The 15,159-nt window shown below is 46.4% G+C and carries 10 protein-coding genes; 1 reads left to right on the top strand and 9 read right to left on the bottom strand.

Annotated features, from left to right (window positions below; genetic code table 11):
* Positions 1 to 285 precede the first annotated feature (285 nt).
* Positions 286 to 1,182, top strand: a complete 897-nt coding sequence (locus tag BN1360_RS11780; protein ID WP_068780053.1) for an NAD(P)-dependent oxidoreductase — start codon at positions 286 to 288, stop codon at positions 1,180 to 1,182.
* Between the two features lie 296 nt (positions 1,183 to 1,478).
* On the opposite strand, the gene BN1360_RS11775 is transcribed toward BN1360_RS11780, so the two are convergent.
* The 9 genes from BN1360_RS11775 to BN1360_RS11735 form a co-directional block, all read right to left on the bottom strand.
* Positions 1,479 to 5,030, bottom strand: coding sequence for a CBM96 family carbohydrate-binding protein (locus BN1360_RS11775; RefSeq protein WP_068780052.1), 3,552 nt, complete (start codon positions 5,028 to 5,030; stop codon positions 1,479 to 1,481).
* A gap of 34 nt (positions 5,031 to 5,064) precedes the next feature.
* Positions 5,065 to 5,871, bottom strand: coding sequence for a polysaccharide deacetylase family protein (locus tag BN1360_RS11770; RefSeq protein WP_068780051.1), 807 nt, complete (start codon positions 5,869 to 5,871; stop codon positions 5,065 to 5,067).
* Entirely contained in the window at positions 5,868 to 6,980 is a 1,113-nt protein-coding gene (locus tag BN1360_RS11765) for a sialidase family protein (RefSeq protein ID WP_068780050.1), read from the bottom strand. Before BN1360_RS11765 ends, BN1360_RS11770 begins: the two co-directional genes overlap by 4 nt.
* 80 nt (positions 6,981 to 7,060) lie before the next feature.
* The gene (locus BN1360_RS11760; RefSeq protein WP_068780049.1) at positions 7,061 to 8,683 is read right to left on the bottom strand and encodes an extracellular solute-binding protein; all 1,623 of its coding nucleotides are present in this window, start codon (positions 8,681 to 8,683) and stop codon (positions 7,061 to 7,063) included.
* A 50-nt stretch (positions 8,684 to 8,733) separates the two neighbouring features.
* Positions 8,734 to 9,609 (bottom strand): carbohydrate ABC transporter permease, encoded by an 876-nt coding sequence (locus BN1360_RS11755; protein ID WP_068780048.1) that lies wholly within the window; start codon positions 9,607 to 9,609, stop codon positions 8,734 to 8,736.
* Positions 9,610 to 9,631: 22 nt separating this feature from the next.
* On the bottom strand, positions 9,632 to 10,615 hold the full coding sequence (locus tag BN1360_RS11750; RefSeq protein ID WP_082790034.1) for an ABC transporter permease: 984 nt from the start codon (positions 10,613 to 10,615) through the stop codon (positions 9,632 to 9,634).
* A gap of 204 nt (positions 10,616 to 10,819) precedes the next feature.
* Complete coding sequence (locus BN1360_RS11745) at positions 10,820 to 13,048, bottom strand: helix-turn-helix domain-containing protein (RefSeq protein WP_068780047.1); 2,229 nt, start codon at positions 13,046 to 13,048, stop codon at positions 10,820 to 10,822.
* Positions 13,049 to 13,179: 131 nt separating this feature from the next.
* Positions 13,180 to 14,091 (bottom strand): dihydrodipicolinate synthase family protein, encoded by a 912-nt coding sequence (locus BN1360_RS11740; protein WP_068780046.1) that lies wholly within the window; start codon positions 14,089 to 14,091, stop codon positions 13,180 to 13,182.
* A gap of 33 nt (positions 14,092 to 14,124) precedes the next feature.
* Positions 14,125 to 15,114 (bottom strand): D-2-hydroxyacid dehydrogenase, encoded by a 990-nt coding sequence (locus BN1360_RS11735; RefSeq protein ID WP_068780045.1) that lies wholly within the window; start codon positions 15,112 to 15,114, stop codon positions 14,125 to 14,127.
* Between the last annotated feature and the right edge of the window lie 45 nt (positions 15,115 to 15,159).

Here is a 15,159-nt window from a genome sequence, read left to right as displayed (position 1 = left end):
TAGCTGCCTGTTCACTTTGTGATAGAGATAGAGTTTATTCGTTATCAGCATGGCTAATGAAACTCTATTCGCAAGAAAACCTGTACTCGCATCGCTGTCGCTCAGCCTTGAGTGACTTTGATCGGTTTTTTTTATCCAAAGCGAGCTTTTTGAACAACTACTAAAACAACTTAAAAATAGGATACTGTAAAACCTGTATGAACACAAGGGCACATTATGCACCCTTCCTGCCAACATGTTAAAATACAAGTAGGTTTGCAGATACTTAAAAAGAGGTGGACAATCATGAATAAAATAGGTTTTATCGGCTTGGGAACAATGGGCGCGCCAATGGCTGCAAACTTGCTGAAAGCAGGCTATGAAGTCACAGTGTACAATCGTACTGCTTCAAAGTGCGCTCCTCTCGTTAGTCAAGGTGCCAAGCAGGCCGCATCTCCTAAGGAAGCGGCGGCATCCACCGATATCGTCATTACAATGGTAAGCAATGACCAATCGATAGAAGCCGTATACGACGGTTCCGAGGGTGTTCTCTCTGGGCTTCAGTCCGGCGCAATCGTGATCGATTGCAGCACGATCTCCCCTGTGCTTGTAAAGCAGACGGCGGCGAAGGTTCAGGAGCGGGGAGGAAGCTTCCTTGACGCTCCTGTAACCGGAAGCTCTCCAGCCGCCATTGACGGATCGCTTGTCTTCATGATAGGAGGTCATGCGGACATCCTTGAGAAATGCCGCGACCTTTTCGAAATTATGGGCAAGAAGATCCTGTACATGGGACCCAACGGCAGCGGTGCCGTAGCCAAAATCGCCCATAATGCGATCGTCGGCATCAACAACCTGGCACTTGCCGAAGGTTTTGCCATCGCCGCCAAATCGGGTTTGCCTGTGGACAGCTTCCTCGAACTGGTGCAGCTAGGTTCAGCAGGAAGCAAAGCAGCCGAACTCAAAGGCCGCAAAATCATCGAGCATGATTTCACGAACCAGTTTTCACTCTCTCTCATGCTGAAGGATTTGAAGCTGGCCTCATCTCTAACGGACAATTCCGGGATTCCAGCTCCCATGTTAAATTTGGCCAAAAGTCTGTTCCAGGCTGGCCAGACCGAAGGTTATGGGGATGAGGACTTATCCTCTGTTGTAAAAGTTTACGAAGCCTGGATTGGCCAGAAGATCGGTGATAAGCAAATCTGATCCATCTTTCCCGTGATTTCTGCCATTCAGCAATGCCAAGAAGGCAGGTGCAGCGTTAGCTGTTCCTGCCTTTCATTTATTTACTTGTTTTCACAATTCGCCCTAAAATCGTATTTTGAACATATGTCTATAACCTGCCCTATATGAAAAAGATCAGTCGATCCGATTTGCTATTTCTACAGATAAAAAATGCCTTAAAATACAAAGCCGGTTTTGCGGCTGCAAGTGGTTACGTCTGTATTTAAAAGCCAAAAAACTCCGTCCCATAAGAGACGGAGTTGATTCGCGTTACCAGCCTATTCCTGAATCCATTGCATCGATCGGAATTTACTTGGCGCTTTGCCATCCCCAATTCCGCCGCCCCATTCGATATACCCTTTTCGCTGATTTCCGTCGTTATCATTCACTAGCAATGAAAAGTTGAATACTCCACTCTCTGTCGTGATTGGGGCTAATTCCGACCAAGGCAATGCCAATTCATAAGTCGTCAGCTTCTGGGCTTCGTCTCTTGCTACTCGAACCTCTCCGTTTAAGACCCATCCCTTTGCAATCCCTATAGGCGCAATCCAGCGATAAATTTGCGATCCTGCCGCTGTTTGAGAAATCCCGTATTCATAATAGTTCGAATCCTCTCCGGGCAAACCATTCGAAATGGCGAATTGGATGCTGTCGTTGTTCCACATGTTCACATCAGTTGCTGGGTAAGCATGAATGTTATCCTTAACTTTTGCAGTCAAATAAAAATAGTCGTTGTCGTAATTCAACCATACGGAGCCGCTCAAATCATCGGCCCCTTGGTAGCCGCTCATCTTCACGTTGCCTTTGGATAGATCGATGGTCGGCGCCTTCGCAACAATAAGCGGATCGGGATTGCCGTCAACGTTAAGTGTTCCGCTATAAACCGGATTGAAATCAATATTGCCTTTATAGACATAGGTTTTGTTGTTTCCATAAGCTACTTTAATGTTTGCCGTGAAACTTTTTCCTAGTTCAAAATTTTGCAGTGCGATATCAAACGTCCCTATCGAATCAGGTTGCAGCACTTGATTCACTTCCTGATTGCCCAATAATGCACCAAGCTGCCAATCTATACGATGAACAGGCAAGGCGTTGATCTTTGAGTGATTTCGGATTTGGACTTTAATCGATTGACTTAGCGGCTCGTTACCGTTCATTACCGGACGAATTTGAAGCGTTTCGGAAGAATCTACAGCAGCGGCGTACTGCAGCAGCCCGATGGCTTGCCCGCCAGACTTCAGAACTCCCTTGACGATCCGTGTTCCAGTTTCATCTAACCCGTTCACAACCACTGACTGCAGCTTGGTCTGACCAGGGGCAGCATTCAACGCATAAGATTGATCTTCTACCTCCAATATGAAGTCAAGCGTTTGAGCTGTTGTGTTGTTCATTTCAACCTGAAAGGTCACAGGCTCGCCTGATAGAGCACCTCCACCAGAAACGGTAAATGTTGCATCCTTATTTATCGTTTGGATATTTCCTTTGATGTAGATAGGCTCTCCCGTCAAGGTTACATAAATATGACCGTTCGTTGGCGCATACGTCCGCGTATTACCCATCATATCCGTAATCTCAACGGACTGATTCGTCTTGATCACAGCCGACACAGGTTCGAGCGACCATACGACCCGCTTGTTGTTTTGTCCACCATCCATAAATAGGTAACTTTTGAGGTCGGGTTCCAACGACTCTTCCTCGTGAAATTGCCAATTTGTAAGCTCTCTTGTCATCACAGCGTATGCGGCATATGCCGGTTTCGGAGTGAATGCGCCGAGCGGGTCAGCCGCATTGCGGAGCAGGCCGAAATTATCTTCGTTGTAGTCATTACGAACTCCGTCATTCACCATATCGTACCAGTATATTTTTTCGACTCCGCTTGAAATTGCCGACACATAGTAGCGAACCAAATAATTTGCCTGTATGATTTCATCAACGCCATTCACGGACTTATGGGTTGGATAACCGAATTCCGTGATCCAAATCGGTTTATCTTGACCGTTATTATATTGGCGAATTAATGCCTTGATTTGATCGAGGGATTCTGTCAAGCTTTCCGGCTCATTCGGGTACAGGTAAGGATGCAATGTAACTGCGTCCATGTACTGCAGCCCGCCCAGTTTGAACACTTCCTCGATCCAGCTCACTGCATCTTCAGAGGCGACAATGCCATAGACCGGGAATTCAGGGTGGCTGGCTTTGACCGTCTCATACGTTTTTTTCAATAATTTAAAATAATAGTCAGGCCGGGAGTTGGCAGGACTGTTGCCTCTTTTGCCGAACGAGCCATGAAATTCATTGTAGGCCTCCATCGCGATCAGCTGATCTTTGTAGGAATCTACGTAAGCTTCGGCATAGTTGGCGAAACCTTCACGACCTTGGTCGGTGTATGGCGTACCATTGTTGTCGTAAAAAGGGTTGTTATATCCAGAGACAAACAGCATATCGATACCTTGCTCTTTGAGCTGCGCCATATAGTTATCCGGCACGGGGTTGAACGTGTACACTTCCTTTGATTTTTCGATCGCATGCCATTCGATGCCATCCCGAACCGATTTAACGCCTGCCTGTTGAATGATCGGGATCGTATTCGTTTGTCCCCGATGCAGATGAGTCGCCATCCCGAAAGGCGAATCCGCTACAGCCGTAAAATCATAAGGCGACAGAACGGCAAACGATGTTTCCAATGGTACCGATGTTTGTTGATCTGACGATTCCGCCGTTGCCCGGAGCTTAAAGTAGCCGCGTTTCGTGTAGGGGACGTTGATAATGGCATTCCCCCGGTCATTGTATGCTGTACCTTCGGACATCTTGGCGCCCTGCATATCATAAGCAGACCACGTAACGCTAGGCAGCAGTGTTGCTACTTTGAAATGGATCGGTTCATTCTCATTGAACACATTTCCAATTTTCATTTGCTTTAGCTCGGTTTTTGGAACGTTCACGGTTACATACGGGCCATCATGGCTCCACTTATCTTGACTATTTCCGGCCTCGATCTTGAAGGTGTACGTACTGCCGATATCTAAATCCTGGATCGGAATATGGTACGTATCACTTGTTACAGTTGCTTTGGACTTTCCATTTTGAAATATTTGGTAACTGTCCGTATTTTCTGGTGACTGCGTTTCCGACCATTTCAAATCCAAACCGCTCTCGCCTAAATTTTCAATCACAACACTTGCGTCGGAGGGCCAACTTGGCGCCGATGGATCAACGCGTCTATTTGATAGAGATAAATAAGGCTGATTGACTGCGTTTTCTTTACTGTTGATATGGATTAACGCTCCATTTTGGGCAGCTTGGGTCAACCCGAAGCTGGCAACCTGATCGGAGGCAAGCTGTGCCTTCACAAAGGAAGTCACGTCCACCTGAATCCATTTCCATGTCAAACCTACATTTACATTGGCCAAATAATGGTCAATGACCGGCTTTTCGTTCCAGGTTACCCTGTTCTCTGTCCACGTATCGTCCTCCACCCCGTACAATTGAAAGGCCAACGGACTGCCGTTCGTATTAATTACTGCTGCATACACGTTTAGCGTTACCGATCCTACTTCCCCCGAATAAGAGCTTAGGTCAAATTTCATGTAGGATTCCCTGGTATAATTCGGATCACTTGACCACGTTCTCACCTGAAGCATCGGATCCGTACCATAATTTGTATTTGCAAGAGATCCTGCATTCACATACGTATCGGCCTGTATTGGAATCTGGGTCACATCATCATTGTTTTCAAGCGCGTAAATTGAAGAACCTCCGCTAGTCACGAATAAGCTGACAATAACAAATAAAGATAGAATGACGGATCTTTTCCATGTAATAGGTGTCAAATACAATCACTCCTCTATTAAGATTTGAAAGCGATCAGTCTGCATTTAGGTTCTTGATCTCTCCAGGTCTTATTTCGATCGCCGTTTCTTCCACTTCGATCCACACAGACATAGCTGACGGGTTATGTAGGATATGACCGGACACGGAACAGCGGAGCTGGCGTAATGCGTTCATGTAAGCGATAATTTCAGAATTCGTAGCATACCAGATGTCGCTGTGCCGTCCTACTAACTCACCAAACTGTTCGAGGATGTTCCAATTCCGATCTCTATCAAACTCATAGCTATGTCCCCACACATAGAATAGAGCCATTCGTGCATGCCTCGGCGTATCAGAGAGAAACTTCTCTCCGAACTCCAGCATTTGCTTGTGATGGCAAGTAGGATGCCATTGCAGGAAATCGGACGGCATGGCAAAGGTATGAGTACTGTTCGTCGTCCGGGCATACTCAATGCCGAGGCCGGGCAATGCCGACACAACCCGTTCATTCCAGGAACCATACGGATAGCTCATGCCGCGAACAGGACATCCGGTAAGTTCCTCCAGCGCATTTCGATCTTCCATGATCTCCATAACCATACGGTCCGGAGGAATTAGATCCAGATGCGGATGGGCTGCCGTATGGGAAGATACTTCTTGCCCGGCATACAGCGTCGAGACCTCTTCGGCGTTAATATAACCGGGCTTTCCAAAAAAGCCCGAGTTGAGATGAAAGGCGCCTTTCAAGCCGTAGTCGTTCATTTTGGCCACAAGCATACGATCATTTTCCCTACCATCGTCGTAGCTTAATGTGACCGCTTTCATTCTTCCGCCAGGAAAACGGTCGTATCGTATTCTCAACGTAATCCCTCCTTTGTAAGGCAAAGGTCATCAAACCATCCCCGCTCGATATTAGCCAGCATCAGATCCATTCCCGTCCTTTGGAAGGGCAGCGATATGTCCTGTTGGGTGATTTGCGGGTCCTCCACTTTCGTATAAGTCAGCAGCGCTTTCCCCGAATGGGTAAACGTACAATTCAAATTCATAAATTCGAATGGTCCGGTCTCAATGTCTCCCAATTTCATCCATGTGATCCCATCATCGCTCGATACGGCGGCGGTTAACGGGGTACGCAGTCCATAATGGTGTCTTGCAGGATCGTAGCAGCTATCATTATAAAATATAACCAAGTTGTTGGTGCCGGGAATAAGTCTTAGGCAAGAGCATGATTCCGGGGCTCTGAGTCCTGAGGTTTGAGGTAATGACCATGTTTCGCCGCTATCATCGGAGAAGGACAAGAACACCGATCCTAGCTGTGTTCGAAGCGACATGATCAGCTGTCCGGAAGGCAACTCTGCTACCGACGCCTCCATGGCGCCGCGCATCGGCAAGTTGACCGTTCCGCTTGACCTTCTCCAGCTGTTGCCCTCATCATCGCTTAGATAGCAAGCAACGGTATTATGCTGGCTCCCCTGATGGCCCGTTCCGAAGTGAAATGGCAGAAGCAATCGACCATTCGACAAGACGTTCATCTGATTGGCGCCTCCCTGAATCCATTGTCCGTTACTTCGGTTCCATATGGTGCCTGCATCGTTCCAGGTTTTCCCCTCATCTGAGGAACGGAATAAGCACATCGTCGAGCTGCTGCCTCCTTGATGACCGCGCACACAATGAAGCAGCAGTTCACCGGAAGGCAATCGGGTCACCCCGGGCGCCTGCACATTATGGTCGCCAGGCTCTACGTCCACAAGCAGGGTTTCCTCGCCCCATGTGATCCCATCGTCTCTCGAAATTTTGGCATGAATGCGGCAGAGACCAAAATCGCTCCCTCCCTCGATGTTATTCTCGTATTTATGCCAAACAAGAAGCAGGCTGCCGTCCTTGAGCTGAACGATACTAGCCGTATCATTGCGCGGATTATTAGGTCCGGCGCCCGCCACCGTACAGTATCGGATCGCTTTATTCCTCATCGTTTGCATGTCCTCCTGTTCAATGAAAAGCAGGACGTTAGTAGCGAACCTATCCATCCTGCATTCACATTAGTTACCCCTTAGAATTTTAGTTTGAACTCGTAAAAGTCTTTCGTAAAAAAGGCTTTTGTTTTGTTGTCCTGATACCACTTGGCATACCATTCTTCAATATTTTTTCCATCGTTTTTATCCCACGTGCTTTTGGCATCCTGAAATGCTTGATCAATTGAGTAAGAATGTCCGGATATGACAGCTTTAGTCCAAATATCCCCTATATTTTTAGTCGCATTGTTAAACGATGTTTGTAGTTGCCCTGGCATGGCCGGAATATGTTCCGGGTGCGTAAAGTCAGGCATCGGATGCTTCTCGTCTAAATAGATCTCGTACGCCTGCTTCATAAGCTCCAGGTATTGCTTCTCAATCGGGTCATTTGGATTCAACGATGCCTGGAACTGTCCGCAAGAACCTTCTACAATCGGCGAAAATAGCATCGTATAGGCTGCCGTATATTTAATCTTCGGATCGGTTTTTTCTTTATCGATGAACTGTTGGCAGCCATTCTCACCTTCCTTCCAGTCTTCACCCTTGATTCCATATTTCAAAGTCTGGCCTGTTTCCTTGGATGCCATAAAATCAACATACTCCATAACCGCTTCCGGATGGTTGGCATTTGCATTGATCATGCCGGTAATTTGAACCGGGTTGGACAAGATCGGGCTGAACTGCCCGAATACAGTCGCAGGAAGCGGAATGACTTGTAGCTCCGCATTCGGATCGGCTTTTTTCAGGGCTTTAAATGTTTCAATATCGGATTGATGCACACTCGTACCCCACATCCCGATTTTTCCGGCGATCATTTCCTGCGCATACAGTCCCATGTATCCGGATCCCTTTTTCGTTAAATAATCTTTGTCGATTAACCCTTCATCATATAATTGCTTCTTGAACGCAGCAGCCGCTTTGGCCCTTTCCCAATCCCAGACCATCTTGTCATCGGAAATCGTCCAGCCTACGTTGCCGAACATACTGTCGAGGACCTGGATGGACCGGGAACCCATATCAAGCGCAATGGTATCTTTTTTACCGTTGCCGTCCGGATCCTGATCGCGAAATGCTTTTAAGACGAGGATAAGCTCTTCTGGCGTTTGAGGTACGGAAAGGTTCAGCTTTTTGAGCCAATCCGATCTGACCATCAACACATTATGCGGTCGCAAACCGTTAATCCGTCCGAACCCGTACATTTTCCCATCAGGCATCGTAGCTGCTTTCTTTAATGCAGGATATTGTTCGAGCAGCTCTTTGTAAGTCGTACTATATTTCTCAATGAATTCGTCGACAGGCAGAATTAATTTTTGATCATATAATTGATTGCGGAACGCGCCGCTAAATTCCTGAATCAGATCAGGAGCGGAGTCCGAGGCGAACAATGTATTGAATTTTTGAACGGACTCTGTTCTCGGTATACCGATGACTTTAATCTGGGCCGGGCCGTTCTCGGACATCCAGGTCACCCATCTATTCTTCTCAATCGTTCCTTCTTCCGGAGGTGTATTGCCTGCATCGTACGCAGAGATTGTAATCTGTGGCTTCGATTTATCGCCCTTGGTGCTTCCGCTGCCGTTCTGATCCCCTTTAGCGCACCCTGCAACGATGATCGCAAGCATACCGACGATGGCAATTTTCCATACGATCTTCCTTTTCATTTGCTTACCTTGACCTCCTATTTTTTTCTTCTCAAAACATCACGCTAATCTTATCCCTTTATTGCGCCGATCAACACCCCCTTCACGAAATGCTTTTGAAGAAGCGGATACACGACGATCATCGGGATTAACATCACGGTCATTCCCGCGGAGCGAATCGATTCCGGCGTCAACATTTGCCTATCCGCTTCCTGTAAATTTTGAAGCTCGTTCATCAGACTCGATTGTGCAACCATCTGCTGAATGAGAACGGAAAGATTATACTTACTTGAATCATTAATATAGATGAGTACATTCATGAACGAGTTCCAGTGACTCACTCCGTAAAATAAAGCCAGGGTCGCTAATACGGGAGCGGATAACGGCAGCACGATTTGAACCGCTAATCTCCATTCACCACATCCATCCATCCGGGCCGAATCTAGCAATTCCTCAGGAACGTTCTCAAAGAATGTTTTCATAATCAGCATATTGTAAGCGCTGACAAGACTGGGAAGCCAGATTGCCCAATAAGAATCGATCAACCCGAGCGACTTCACTAATAAATAACTAGGTATAATCCCCCCGGAGAACAGCATCGTGAAGATGATCAACATCGTCATGAAACGCCGCCCGATAAAATACCTCTTCGATAACGGGTACGCCGCTAATATCGTAAAAAGCATATTTAGTGCCACACCGACGCTGGTAATGATCAGGCTGTTCACAAAAGCATCGGGCACACGCGTTCCTTTCAACAAAGCGTTGTAGGAGTCAAAGCTGAATTCCACAGGCCATATAAACACTTTGCCGGCCAAAATCGCGTGATTGCTGCTGAACGACAGCGATACGATATGAAGAAGAGGAACTAATGCGGTTAACGCCCATAGCCCCAAAAATAATGCATTGAATCCGTAAAATATTTTTTCGCTTGGTGTAGGTCTCATTCCTGTGTACCCCCTCGTAAATTCAGAACAACCCTTGGTCAAATTTGCGGGCTATCGTATTGGCCGTCAGTACAAGAACTAGACCGATAACCGACTCGAAAAGTCCGACCGCCGCCGTAAAACTAAATTGGCCCCCCTGAAGTCCCACGCGGTACACAAACGTCGAAATGACATCGCCCACCTCGGAAACGGCCGGATTGGACAACATATACACCTTATCGAACCCGACATCGATCAGCTTACCCATTTGCAGAATGAACATCACGATAATCGTGGAGCGAATCCCCGGCAGCGTAATGTGCCACACTTGTCTCCACTTTGGTGCTCCGTCTATAGCGGCTGCTTCATATAAAGAAGGACTGAGCGAGGATAATGCAGCCAAGTAAATGATGGCGGAGAATCCGGCTTCCTGCCAAATGCCTGAGCCGAAATAGATGGCTAGCCAGCTCGGGATTTTATATAAGAAAGGAAACGGTTCCTCCATGCCCATCACCGCATGCAGAAACCCATTCATCGCTCCGCTGGAGGAAAATATCGTTACAATTACACCGGTGATGATAACCATCGATAAAAAGTGCGGCAAATACACCAAGGTTTGTACGACCTTTTTGTACCATCTTCTACGAATCTCGTTTAACAGGATGGCGAGTAGGATGGGAAAAGGAAACCCGATTACAAAGCCAAGTATGCTGATTAATAACGTGTTGCGGAACACCCTCATAAAGTCCGGGCTGCTCCACAGCATTTCGAAATAGGTAAATCCGGCCCATGGGCTGTTCCAGATGCCTTCACGGAGATTGTAATCCTTGAAAGCAATGATGATCCCCCCAATCGGTATATATTTGAATACGATGAAGTAGATCAATACAGGTAGGAACAAGATCCAAAGGGGAATATTCGATTTCCATAATTTCCTTCGCTCCGTGTTTGTAGGGATGTGTTTTTTCTCTGCCACGGCTGCCATTTTCATTTTGTTAACCCCTTCATTTTCATTTTGCTTGCCCATTTATGCAGGATCGTTGGTTGAAGTGTCCCCAATATAACGGAGAACCGCGTTCTGGCACAATATACACCTTTTTTCTCAATAGATCCGACGTAAAAAAAGGCTCCACTCCGGCCTTCCGAAGCCATCTTCGAAAGTAGAGTGAAGCCTAATGTACCTTTTTTTACTGTATAGACTGATCCGTAAATACGCTTGTAGGGACCGTGTTCATGGAATTTCTGACGATATTTTCCTGTATTCCCCAGGCGTAAGTCCTGTCGACTTTTTGAAAACACGGATAAATGAAATCGTATGCTGGTACCCAACCTGACCCGCGATGATTTGAACCGTATCTCGGGTTTCTTTAAGCAGCTGCTTCGCCCTCTCGACTCTTGCCATGACAAGGTAATCCATCATATTCATTCCGATCTCTTCTTTGAAAATCCTGCTCATAAAGCTAGGGTTGATTTGAAACAGATCCCCAATTCCTGTCATGGAAAGATCCGTATCATCATAATGCTCATCCAAGAAAGCTTTAATTTTATAGATCAAAGCTGTTTGAGAATCCTCTTCCTTACGTTTGTTCATTGCATCAAAGATGGCGGTCAATTGTGCATAGAAATACGGATACAGCTCGGCCTCCGTCTCTAGTGGCTCCAAACCCTCATTTAGGGAGTCTAATCCTCTCTTCCAAATCGCCTTGAGATCGGAGGCCGTCTCACTCATTTCTCGATCCATGGAGAACAAAATGAGCTTCAACAGGTTAAGAACGCTATCTTTGGACAGGCTGGCTTCCGACGTCTGCTGTACAAACTCTTGAATTTTTATCGTCCATCCAGAATCCCCCTGCCGAAAGGTTTGGGCGATACTACGAAGGGATTGCGGCTGTACGATCAGTTCCTCTTCCTTCAGATGCTGAATATGATCCGCGGAGATGATTCGATTGCTGCCGAACTTGAACTTCATTTTGACGGCGTGTATAGCCGTCTTATAGGAGTCAGCAATTTCATGGATTTCCTGTGCTAACGAGCCGATACCGATGGTAATGGTCATATCTAGGTTTCCTTGTATCCATTCGCATACCTCTTGCGTAATCGCTTCAACTTTAGAGCTCGGATTGCCTGATTGAAACAAAACAACCATATGGTTTCCCTGTATCCATTCTGTCCATACCCGAACGTGATGCTCCTCCGCGACCTCTTGGCATACGCGTAAAATGGCGTATTTCAATAAAAATTGATCACGCTTATTATATCGCGCCATAAAGCTGGAATAACGATCGATTTCAACCAAAGCAACACGTGCTTGATCATGTTGTTCAAACAGGGTTGCGATGAACTCATCGTCTCTATTGACGATATTGCCTTCAAGCAGATTTAGAAACAGCTTGGTATTGCGATATTTTATATTTTCCTTCCGCAGCAGCTGTTGACCATCGAATTGATCGATCAGTTGGTCGATGGCCTCTTCAATAAAATCGAAATCGTTTCTTTTCTCGCCTCCAAGCAGCTCTATGCTTTTTTGCGATTTAAAGCGCTCCAAACGATCTGTCAACGCTTCGATCGGTTTGTAGTTTTTGCGGGTGATCGCATAAATCCAATATGCGCCGAATGCGATGACAAGCAGCCACAAACCGTAACAAACATAAAAAATAGTCGAACTGAAGCCATATACCTTCGAGTTGTTTACCGAACTATACATACGCCATCCCGTATATTCCGAAGAGACCGAAAAGGAATGGATTTTTTTCGCCTCGGCCGCATCTTCACGCTCTCCAAATGAAGCAATAGAAACATTCGCTTTATCTACAAAGTCAAGATGACTGTATTGGGCGTTAGCCATTTGCTCGATCATCGATTCAATCGCATATGGACGAACATTGACGACGATAAGCCCTTGTCCACCGGAAATGGTCGGGACTTTGCTGGTCAGCGTCAATACGTTGCGGGTCACGGTTTCGTTCGAATATGCATTTATTTCCGAGACTTTTCGTAAATCGGACCATTTCGACTTGGAATGATGATGAATGACATCGATCAGAAAGTCTCGATCCGGGAATTGATCGATCGAAATTCGTTCATCTCTCGTCAACACGATTTGATCTCTGAAACGGTACAAATATAGCGAGTCGATCAGCGGCGTGGCGTGAATAATATTTCGAATTCGTTCACTCATTTCAATCGAATCCAAATATTTGTTCGTTTCCTTCGCAGGATCGAAAAATTTATCAAAGGTCACGCTGTTAAGTATTTCTTTGACGATTAATTGATCGATGGAACGCAGCGAGTCATCAACGCTTTGAAGCATTTGCTTCGTTGCTACCTCATTTACCCGGTTAGCTTCATTCCCAATCGTTAATCGTACCGTCATAATGGAAATGAGTACAACGATGGAGGAAGCTACGACGAATATCGGAAGATATGACAAAAGCAATCGGTAAAACCATTGTTTTCGCATCCTGACGCACCTTTCCATATGTAGTCGAAATATACGCATATCGCCCTTGTGGGGAAATCCTTATTCTTCCTATATGGTAAAAGTAGCACACCTTAGGTGTGCTTGATAAGAAATTTATTTTATATCATTTATCATCCGATATTGGTAGCTACCTTCAAGAAATCATACTGTTGTGCAAACTGTCGGATTTGCAACCGCTCCTCCATAGACAATTGCTGGATCGGTTTTCTCGGCGCTCCGACTTCAATGCCTTGTAAATGCAAGACTTCCCTTTCAAAAGCGATGAAATCGTACTTTATCAGCTCCGCGATCACACTATTCGCTTTGGCTTGCAATGCACGGGCCGCTATCAAATCCCCAATTTGGAATGTACGGTACAGCTCGATGAATAATTTCGGCATGATGTTATATGTACTCCCAATAGCACCGCAGCAGCCAAGCGCCAACCCCGCCAACAAGCACTCATCCGGTCCGTTAAACACGCGAAATTGGGGACCACAGGCTTCAATCAATTGTTGAAGCTCGAACGTATCCTTGGATGTAAATTTGACCCCAATTATGTTCTCTACCTTGGAGAGCTCCTCATAAAACCGTACGGTCGATTGTACCCCCGTCATCGCAGGAAAATGGTAAATAATGAGCGGAATGTCGGCAGCTGCAGCAATATCGAGATAATGCCCTCGCACTTGCTCTTGACCATGCTTGTAATAAAACGGCGCTACTGATGATACTGCATCTGCACCGGATCGTGCAGCGTGCTTCGTAAGCTCGATGCAGGTAGCCGTGTCCATCGCTCCAACATGCGCGATAACAGGTACAACGCCTTGAACCTCGTCTACTACGATTTCGAGAAACGACTCGCGTTCACGTGCCGTCTGAAGAAACCCTTCACCCGTGCTTCCGCTTAAATAAAAGCCGTCCACCTGATTATCCAGCAGATGACGAACAAGCTTGCGTGTGGCTGACTCGCTGATCCTGCCCTCATGATCATAAGGCGTAATCAGCGCCGGAATAATTCCTTTAAATTGCTCTAATGTCAACATTTCGGGTTCACCTATATCCTTTCAATTTTCGGTTTATTGGGTCGCTGAGTAACACTGCCCGCAATTAACAACGTTTTGAGGCTTTCCATCCAGAAAAGATCGCACATTATCCACAGCTATATCCAGCAGTCTGCCACGGGCTTCCCTTGTTGCCCAAGCGATATGCGGGGTAATGATACAATTGGGTGCATGAAGCAACGGATTTTCTGATGCAGGAGGCTCCGTGGAAAGTACATCAAGCGCAGCTCCGGCAATTCTTCGCTCATTCAATGCATGAGCAAGATCGATCTCGTTCACCAGCTTCCCACGGGCGACGTTAATGAGAAACGCGTTAGGCTTCATCAAACCTAAATGTGTTTTATTAATCATGAATTCTGTCTCTGCCGTCAGTGGACAATGCAGGCTGATGACGTCTGAATCACGGAAGAGCTGATCCCTGGCAACCCATCGAAAGCCGTCAAAAGGAACTTCTCGATCGGTTTCCTTTTTTCCATTCATAGCGATTACTTTCATCCCAATTGCATGAGCGATTCGAGCAGTCTGCATGCCTATCCGCCCCGCGCCGATAATCCCCATCGTTTTACCAGCCAGTTCAACTAACGGCGTGTCCCAATAACACCAATCCGGGTTTGCCGACCATGCCCCCTGTCGTACAGATCTTGCATGTTGTCCGACCTGATGGCAGAGCTCAAACAATTGGGCAAAAACAAATTGAGCGACAGAATCGGTTCCATAGCTTGGCACATTCGTAACAACCACTTGTTGGGAGGTTGACGCTTTTACATCAATCACATCGTAGCCTGTTGCAAGGACGCCGATATATTGTAAATCCGGCAGTTGCTGCATCGTAGCTGCACACAGGGGTGTCTTGTTGGTCAGCAGCAGCTGCGCTCCTTGAGCGCGCTCCAGAATCTTATCATCAGAGGTACGATCAAATATAATTACTTCACCCAGTTTGATTAATTCATCCCAACTCAAATCGCCGGGATTTAGTCGATATCCGTCCAGCACGACGATTTTCATATTGGATTTCCTCCCATCGATATTAAAAAATCCCTTGAAACCTCA

Source organism: Paenibacillus sp. GM2 (assembly GCF_900069005.2).
Classification (GTDB): domain Bacteria; phylum Bacillota; class Bacilli; order Paenibacillales; family Paenibacillaceae; genus Fontibacillus.
Note: the sequence above shows the minus strand (reverse complement) of the source record. Positions and strands in the feature narration are given on the sequence as shown.

Bases quoted from the DNA above. Each gene is read 5' to 3' on its own strand.
- BN1360_RS11750 (WP_082790034.1), bottom strand. From the start codon at position 10,615: ATGGGCAAGCAAAATGAAAATGAAGGGGTTAACAAAATGAAAATGGCA.
- BN1360_RS11765 (WP_068780050.1), bottom strand. From the start codon at position 6,980: ATGAGGAATAAAGCGATCCGATACTGTACGGTGGCGGGCGCCGGACCT.
- BN1360_RS11760 (WP_068780049.1), bottom strand. From the start codon at position 8,683: ATGAAAAGGAAGATCGTATGGAAAATTGCCATCGTCGGTATGCTTGCG.
- BN1360_RS11735 (WP_068780045.1), bottom strand. From the start codon at position 15,114: ATGAAAATCGTCGTGCTGGACGGATATCGACTAAATCCCGGCGATTTG.
- BN1360_RS11740 (WP_068780046.1), bottom strand. From the start codon at position 14,091: ATGTTGACATTAGAGCAATTTAAAGGAATTATTCCGGCGCTGATTACG.
- BN1360_RS11755 (WP_068780048.1), bottom strand. From the start codon at position 9,609: ATGAGACCTACACCAAGCGAAAAAATATTTTACGGATTCAATGCATTA.
- BN1360_RS11780 (WP_068780053.1), top strand. From the start codon at position 286: ATGAATAAAATAGGTTTTATCGGCTTGGGAACAATGGGCGCGCCAATG.
- BN1360_RS11745 (WP_068780047.1), bottom strand. From the start codon at position 13,048: ATGCGAAAACAATGGTTTTACCGATTGCTTTTGTCATATCTTCCGATA.